Here is a 7,474-nt window from a genome sequence, read left to right on the forward strand (position 1 = left end):
TTTGCCGGGCGCGGTAGCCGCAAAGGCACGTGGTTGTTAGGCTTGGGGGAGAAAGTTGAGAAAAGACTTGAGGCGAATCGGGGGTTTTGCGACGCTTTAGGTCTGTAGATTCAAGCGTCGGCGAGGACTTTGTTGCTCTTAGCGTGTCGACGAGACGCCGTTTTTACCGTTAGCGATCCAACCGTGATGACGGGCTTTCACATATAAAAGCGTCGTGGACAGATTGGCGTGGCCGAGGCGGATCTGGACTTCGCGGCAATCTGTGCCGCGTTCAAGCGCGTGATGCGAGTGAGTGTGACGGACCCAGTGAGTGCTCGCATTGAAACAACGACGTGAATCGAGCAGATTTTGCGGCGTTGAAAGAAGGGCGGCCCAGGAGAAAAGCCGCCGGAATACCTGCCCCATCCCGTCGGGGGTCAGCGAATTGCCGGTGCGAAAGTGTGCCAGGAGAGGAGTCTCGGCCGGGCAGGCGCTGGGGTCATCAGGCAAACCGCGGGCTCGCAGGCTCTCAAAAACCAATTCCATGACGGCCTGTGGGACCGAAATGGTTCGCGCCGCACGGCCTTTTCCGGGGATTGCCAGCTGCCAGGCGTTAGCCGATGAGCCTTCAGGCATGCGCTCCAACCCGTTTTCCAGCGTGGGCGGGACCAGACGGCCTGTCGTCGCGTGTGCCAGTTCCGACCGTCGAAGCCCGGTCGAGTAGGCAAGATTCAGGGCTAGATAGTCACGCAATTCCCGTTGAGAGTACCGGTCGCGAGAGGCAGCGTGGACCACGCTTTGCCACTCCCCGTGGTTGAGCGAGCGCCCCGAAACGTCAATTCGCGCGCCGATCGTCACTGCCGGCGCAGTCGAAAAAGGGTTGTGCGCCCAATAGTTCTGCTCGACCAGCCACTGGCCCATTGCGTGAAGAATCGCCCGCGCCGTTTCCCTGCTGCGATTAGACAGGGTGCCGACAAACGGACGCCAATCCAGATGAGTTCGCTCGACTTTCGCGCGTCCGACCCAGCGTGCGGCTGGCTGCGGATCGGCCAGAAACGTCTCGATATACCCCGCGCAATCGGCGTCATCCAGTGACGATAGCGCTTTTTTCTTCTCGTTGATTGCCCACAGAAGCAGGCGTTCGGCCTCCCGGCGATAGGCGCGAGCGGTGTGCGGGCTGTGTTGGCGAGCAGTTAGCCACGCCTCAATTGCCTGCAAATCCGTGGCCAGCGAACACGGCCAACCGTGGTTTTGTACACGGTTAGTACCCGCCGAACCGTCCATTTCCGCGGGTACAGCCAGTGATTCGATCGGCACGATGCCGCTCTGGCGCGGCCGGATGAGTGTCGGATCGCCCTGGACCAAGCGCCGGCGTGGAATGAGCGCGCGTTTTGACAGCGTGTGCCGGAGCGAATCGGCGTGAAGAGCAAGCCAGTCAACAATCCGGCGAGCCACCTTCGGCCCGACACGCGCCACGCTTGCATACCAGCGGTGGCCGCGCATCTCGATGAATTCGAGGAGATCGCCGAGCGTATGGATACCCGTGTGCTGAAGACGGCCGGCTATCGCCGGTTCGAGCCAGCTCGCGACCGGATGGTCCGGCTGCGGCGCCTGGACCAGACTGGCTTCCATGCGAGCGAGGGCGTCAATCTGACGCCGGCGCAGGCGCGCATTCCGGGTCGTGCGCCTGTCGATGCCCGACGTGCTTTCCCGAGAAAACTCCGCCTGATAAAGCTCCAGCAGTTCGGCTTCGCTGTGAAAACCATCAGGATCGACGGATTCCCGATAGGCCTCAAGCGACGGCATCTCGCTGGCTGCTGGCCGTTGCGTATCAGGAATGCTGCCTGGTCTCAGGCGCAGAAGATGCGTGGCTTCGACATCGCGGGTGCGACGTGCAGCGCCAGAGAGAGTGTCGCGCAACAGGCCGATCAGGCGACGGGTTGCCCGGATGTCAGTGACGGCGTCGCCGTAAGTTGCATGCAGTTGCTCGACCGACACGCCATCCAGATATCCGCGATAGAGCGCGAAATGTTCGCGAGTAAGCCGCTTGATTGAGGCGCGGTTCTCGGGATTGCGAACGGATGACGATGGTAAAGCGGCTGGCATGAGTTATTTATGCTTTCGTTTCAATGGCTTGGAGCGAGGCTACCAGCGTAGAGGCGGTTTGACAACAAAAAACGCTACATCTGATAAGTATACGGGCACACGCAAGAGATGGTCGCGGGTCGTCGCGTCGAGTGAACTGCAATATGCGGTTCGAGATGAAACCGGTGGGGTCGTGAAATCTGAAGCGAGGCTTATGAACGAAGCGACGCCGCACGTCGATGCCGGAGTCAGTTTTCAGGATCAGCGGGCGGGGAATGATGAGGACAATGCAACGCCCCCGTCACATTGAACGAATCGTGCGCGTCGGTTCCATGAACGACCCGACACGCACCATCGCTACAAACTACAAGAGACTGGCGATCACGCCGCGAGCGCTTCGCCCACTACGGTAGCCAGGGGCGTCGTTGGCCGGCCAAGGAGTTGGCTCAACTGATGAGCATTGTCGAAGAGTGCGCCTTTCGATGCGGCCGCATCCGAGTCCGACAGCAGCGCAGCCACGACTTCCGGTAACCCGAGGCCAACCAGCGCCGCCTTGTATTCGGCCTCGGACAGATTCTGGTATTCGACCTTCTTGCCCGACTGCCGCGTTACTTCGGCCGCGAGTTCGGTGAGGGTGTAGGCGGAATCGCCCGCCAGTTCATAAACGCGTCCGGCCTGGGCGTCGCGAGTCATCACAAGCGCTGCCGCTTCCGCATAGTCCGCCCGCGCGGCCGATGCAATCTTGCCGTCGTCCGCGTTCCCGAGGATCGCACCGTGTTCGAGCGCCGCAGCGAGGCTTCGGAGGTAGTTCTCGGTGTACCAGCCGTTACGTAGCAAAACGAACGGTACGCCCGATGCGCGTAGTGCCCCTTCCGTCTCGCGATGTTCATCGGCTAGTCCGAGCGGCGATGTATCGGCGCGCAGCACACTGGTGTAACCGATCAATTGCACGCCATTCCGCTTCGCGGCATTGATTGCGGCGCGATGCTGGACTGCGCGCCGGCCAAGTTCACTCGATGAAATCAGCAACACTTTGTCCGCGCCCTTGAAGGCGGTGTCGAGCGTGGCGGGTTCGTTGTAGTCGGCGCGCCGGACTTGCACGCCCAGCGCAGCAAGATCGGCCGCCTTCTCCGGACTGCGCACCGCGGCAACAATGTCGCTCGCCGGTTGGGTCTTCAACAACGCTTTGATAACGAGCCGGCCGAGTTGGCCGGTGGCTCCGGTAACGACGATCATGATCAAACTCCTGGGATAAATGCGACTGAAGTCGTACCGTATCGGATAAACTAACTTTTCGTAAGTACGTACGCCGAGGTAAGTATCCATGGATTCAAATGTTGGTTTAGGCGAGAACGGCGTGCCGTTGTCGGATCTGGTGCGGCGCGGTGAATTGCTGTCGGCGGACTGCCCATCGCGAGAAGTGCTCAAGCATGTCACCAGTCGATGGGGCGTTCTCGTGTTGATGGTGCTGCTCGACCAGACTTGCCGTTTCAGCGATCTGCGCCGGAAGGTGGATGGCGTGAGCGAAAAGATGCTCGCGCAGACGCTGCAGTGGCTGGCAGCCGATGGCTTCGTGATCCGCACTGCGTATGACGAAGTACCGCCGCATGTGGACTATCGGCTGACGCCGCTGGGCGAGGAGGTCGCGCGCCAGGTCACGTCACTGGCGGACTGGATTGAAATTAATCTATCGCGCATCCTGAGTGCACGGACAGTGGACGCGTAGAGGGATCAACCTCGATCGGCAAGTTTCAAACATCAAGCTCCGGACAACTTATCGCGCCAGTTCACGATTGCTACCGGTGCACCGTCCTGTCATTGGCCGATATTGACCTTCCGGCATAGCCGTCAAGGCGGTTAGCCCGCCGGACCATCAATTGCGGCATCTCTTTATACCTATCCCAACGCGACCATCACGCCTTCGCTCCCACGGAGCGATGGATAACGTCGCGCGTCTTCTCTCTCCTTCACAAAACTAAGAACAAGGGTAAACCCCCTCTATTCGATCCGTTTTTGGCCTCGTCTAATAAAAATGAATGTTGTTGACGACATACATTTATAACTCAGACGAACCGAGAACTGATGTCCATTTCCCCTATCACCGCCGCTGCACTGTCGCGTGCTTATGCGACTGGCGAGGCCGATCCCGTCGAGGTGGCACAAGCCGCGCTGTCGAAAGCGCTCGCAGCGCCCACTGTATTTCTCACGGTCACGGCGGAACGCGCGCGGCTCGAAGCGGTTGCGTCGGCGCGCCGCTGGCGTGATGGCCGGCCCCTGAGCGCGCTCGATGGCGTGCCGGTCGCGTGGAAAGATCTCTTCGATATAGCTGGCACGCTCACCACGGCCGGGTCTGCCGTATTCGCTGAACACCCGCCCGCCACCAGGGATGCACCGTTAGTGGCAGCCGGCACGCGCGCCGGCATGGTGTGCATCGGCAAGACGGGCTTGAGCGAATTTGCGTTCTCGGGGCTTGGCCTCAACCCGCACTTCGGCACGGCGACCAACCTTGCGCTCGATGGTGGCCGACGCGCACCCGGCGGTTCTTCATCTGGCGCGGCGGTCGCGGTTGCTGCGGGCATCGTGCCTATTGCGATCGGGACCGACACTGGCGGCTCGATCCGCGTGCCGAGCGGGTTCAACGGTCTCACCGGTTATCGCGCCAGTGGAGCGCGCTACTCGCGCGACGGCATGGTCGCGTTGTCGCCGACGCTCGATACATGCGGGCCGCTCGCCGCGAACGTGATCGACTGCATCGCCTTCGATGCTGCCGTGCGTGCAATCCAACCGCCATCGCCCACCGATGCCGCCGCGTTAACGGGGGCGCGTTTTATCGTCGATCCGGATCTGTTCGAGCGTTACGCGGTGACGCCGGCTGTCGCGGAAAACTTCGAACGTTTCGTCGCGCGTCTGGAACAGGCGGGCGCGGTGATCGAGCGAAAGCCGCTTGCCGTGCTCGCCGCCGTACGCGATCTGATCCGCGATCAAGGTTGGCTCGGTGGACTCGAAGCGTTTGCGATGCATCGCGCGTTACTCGATTCACCGGATGCCGCGCGAATCGATCCGCGTGTGCGGGTCCGCCTTGAAGCGAATCGCGCAGTTCCGTCCGACCGTCTGGCTCAACTCCTCGCGCGACGCCGCGAATTAATCGAGACGTTTGCCAACGAAACCGCCGGCGCAACCCTCGTCATGCCCACCACCCCGCACGTCGCACCCGTACTCGCGCCACTCGAAGCCGATCCCGACTTGTTCGCGCGAGTGAACCTGCAGACGCTCGCAATGACCATGCTGGGCAGTTTCCTCGATACCCCCGCTGTCGCGATGCCGTCCGGTGTCGACGTGGACGGCCTGCCGACAAGCGCACAACTGATGCGCGTCCAAGGTGACGACAACGCGCTGCTGCGCATTGCCGCGGCGCTCGAAGCAGCCGTGCGTTGACACCACCCGCACGCGCTTCTCACCCACCATTCGCTGCACTTTTAACCGAAGGAGAAACAAAGATGGCCAAGGAAATTCTGGTGGCATTCGGCATTGACGTGGACGCCGTCGCGGGCTGGCTCGGTTCGTACAGCGGTGAAGATTCACCCGATGACATCTCGCGCGGCCTGTTCGCCGGCGAAGTCGGATCAATGCGGCTGCTCAAACTTTTCGAGCGTGAAAAGATCACGACGACCTGGTTTATCCCCGGCCATTCGATCGAAACGTTTCCCGAGCAGATGAAGGCGGTAGCAGACGCTGGTCACGAGATCGGCATTCACGGCTACAGCCATGAGAACCCGATTGCGATGACGCCGGAGCAGGAAGAAGCGGTGCTCGACCGCAGCATCGAACTGGTCACGCAATTGTCGGGGCGTCGCCCGACCGGTTACGTGGCGCCGTGGTGGGAGTTCAGCCCGGTATCGAATGAATTGCTGGTGAAGAAGGGCATCAAGTACGACCACAGCCTGATGCACAACGACTTCCATCCGTACTACGTGCGCGTGGGCGACACCTGGACCAAGATCGATTACAGCAAACATCCGAGCGCGTGGATGAAGCCGCTCGTGCGCGGCCACGAAACCGATCTTGTCGAGATTCCCGCCAACTGGTATCTCGACGACCTGCCGCCCATGATGTTCATCAAGAAGTCGCCCAACAGCCATGGCTTCGTGAATCCGCGTGACATTGAACAGATGTGGCGCGATCAGTTCGACTGGGTGTATCGCGAGCACGACGACTACGCGGTGTTCCCGATCACGATTCACCCCGATGTCTCCGGCCGCCCGCAAGTGCTGTTGATGCTTGAACGGCTGATCGAGTATTTCCGCTCGCATGAGGGCGTGCGGTTCTGCACCTGCGATCAAATTGCCGATGACTTCCTCGCCCGCCATCCGCGTGGGAAATAAGAAATAAACCCCTGTCCGCCACCTCTCTGGGAGAGCAATGATGAAAGAAAATCCGCTCGCTGCGTCCGGCTTTGTGCTTGAAAAGATTCTCCCCGTCGATGTAAAACGCGCAACCATCGTGGCGTTCTTTGCCTGGGTGTTCGCCGTCTATGACTTCATTTTGTTCGGCACCCTGTTGCCGGAGATTGGCAAGCACTACGGATGGGATGCGCCCATGCAGGCGGAGATTGCGACGTTTGTCGCCATCGGGACAGCGGTGATTGCGTTCGCAATCGGACCGGTGCTCGATCGCGCCGGACGCAAGGCGGGTCTCCTTTGGACGGTGGCGGGCGCAGCGTTATGTTCAGGGCTGACTGTTGTCGGTGGTGCGCTCGGGCAGTGGCCGCTCGTGCTGATCCGCTCGCTCTCGGGACTGGGCTATGCCGAGGAAACGGTCAATGCGACCTACCTTAACGAACTGTATTCGGCTGCGAACGATCCGCGTCTGAATCGCAACAAGGGATTTATTTATAGCCTGGTCCAGGGCGGCTGGCCGATCGGCGCGCTGATCGCATCCGGCTTGACCGAGCTGTTGCTGCCGCGCATTGGCTTGCAGGGATGTTTTATCTTCGCGACGTTTCCGGCGATCGTCATCTTCTTCATGACACGGCGCCTGAAGGAAAGCCCGCAATTTCTGCTGCACAAGCGTATCAAGACCCTGCGCGAAGGAGGCAACGACAGCGCGGCTCGCTCGCTTGCGGGCGAACATCGGGTGGACTACGAGCAGCACAGCCGCGCGGGTCTCGGTGAAGCGTTTCGCGGCACGTCACTGCGCGCGACGCTAGTGCTCGGCGGCGGCATCCTGCTGAACTGGTCGGCGATCCAGGTGTTCAGCGTGCTCGGCACCACAGTGCTGACACGTGTGCATAACGTGTCGTTCGAGAACTCGTTGTTGATTCTGGTGCTGTCGAACGTGATCGGTTATTGCGGATACCTGAGCCACGGCTGGATTGGCGACAAGATCGGCCGGCGCAACACGCTGGCAATCG

Annotated in this window: 6 protein-coding genes; 4 read left to right on the top strand and 2 right to left on the bottom strand. The window is 60.8% G+C overall.

Annotation, left to right across the window (positions count from 1 at the left end; translation table 11 throughout):
- Positions 1-138 precede the first annotated feature (138 nt).
- Together JWR14_RS30330 and JWR14_RS30335 are read right to left on the bottom strand one after the other, a co-directional pair.
- Positions 139-2,085, bottom strand: coding sequence for a site-specific integrase (locus JWR14_RS30330; RefSeq protein WP_299716751.1), 1,947 nt, complete (start codon positions 2,083-2,085; stop codon positions 139-141).
- A gap of 360 nt (positions 2,086-2,445) precedes the next feature.
- Complete coding sequence (locus JWR14_RS30335; protein WP_299716754.1) at positions 2,446-3,300, bottom strand: SDR family oxidoreductase; 855 nt, start codon at positions 3,298-3,300, stop codon at positions 2,446-2,448.
- Positions 3,301-3,388: 88 nt separating this feature from the next.
- Here JWR14_RS30335 and JWR14_RS30340 point away from each other — a divergent pair, with 88 nt between their 5' ends.
- The 4 genes from JWR14_RS30340 to JWR14_RS30355 form a co-directional block, all read left to right on the top strand.
- Positions 3,389-3,790 carry a helix-turn-helix domain-containing protein gene (locus tag JWR14_RS30340; RefSeq protein WP_299716757.1) on the top strand — a complete coding sequence of 134 codons (402 nt, stop codon included), beginning with the start codon at positions 3,389-3,391 and terminating at the stop codon, positions 3,788-3,790.
- Between the two features lie 356 nt (positions 3,791-4,146).
- On the top strand, positions 4,147-5,499 hold the full coding sequence (locus JWR14_RS30345; protein ID WP_299716760.1) for an amidase: 1,353 nt from the start codon (positions 4,147-4,149) through the stop codon (positions 5,497-5,499).
- 62 nt (positions 5,500-5,561) lie between these two features.
- The gene (locus JWR14_RS30350) at positions 5,562-6,446 is read left to right on the top strand and encodes a polysaccharide deacetylase (protein ID WP_299716763.1); all 885 of its coding nucleotides are present in this window, start codon (positions 5,562-5,564) and stop codon (positions 6,444-6,446) included.
- Between the two features lie 37 nt (positions 6,447-6,483).
- On the top strand, positions 6,484-7,474 hold a 991-nt coding region (locus JWR14_RS30355; protein ID WP_299716765.1), incomplete at its 3' end, for an MFS transporter.

This window comes from Caballeronia sp., from assembly GCF_028292365.1.
Lineage (GTDB): Bacteria > Pseudomonadota > Gammaproteobacteria > Burkholderiales > Burkholderiaceae > Caballeronia.

What these genes read in the sequence shown, in the direction of transcription:
- JWR14_RS30345 (WP_299716760.1), top strand. Translation starts at nt 4,147, where the DNA reads ATGTCCATTTCCCCTATCACCGCCGCTGCACTGTCGCGTGCTTATGCG.
- JWR14_RS30330 (WP_299716751.1), bottom strand. Translation starts at nt 2,085, where the DNA reads ATGCCAGCCGCTTTACCATCGTCATCCGTTCGCAATCCCGAGAACCGC.
- JWR14_RS30340 (WP_299716757.1), top strand. Translation starts at nt 3,389, where the DNA reads ATGGATTCAAATGTTGGTTTAGGCGAGAACGGCGTGCCGTTGTCGGAT.
- JWR14_RS30335 (WP_299716754.1), bottom strand. Translation starts at nt 3,300, where the DNA reads ATGATCGTCGTTACCGGAGCCACCGGCCAACTCGGCCGGCTCGTTATC.
- JWR14_RS30350 (WP_299716763.1), top strand. Translation starts at nt 5,562, where the DNA reads ATGGCCAAGGAAATTCTGGTGGCATTCGGCATTGACGTGGACGCCGTC.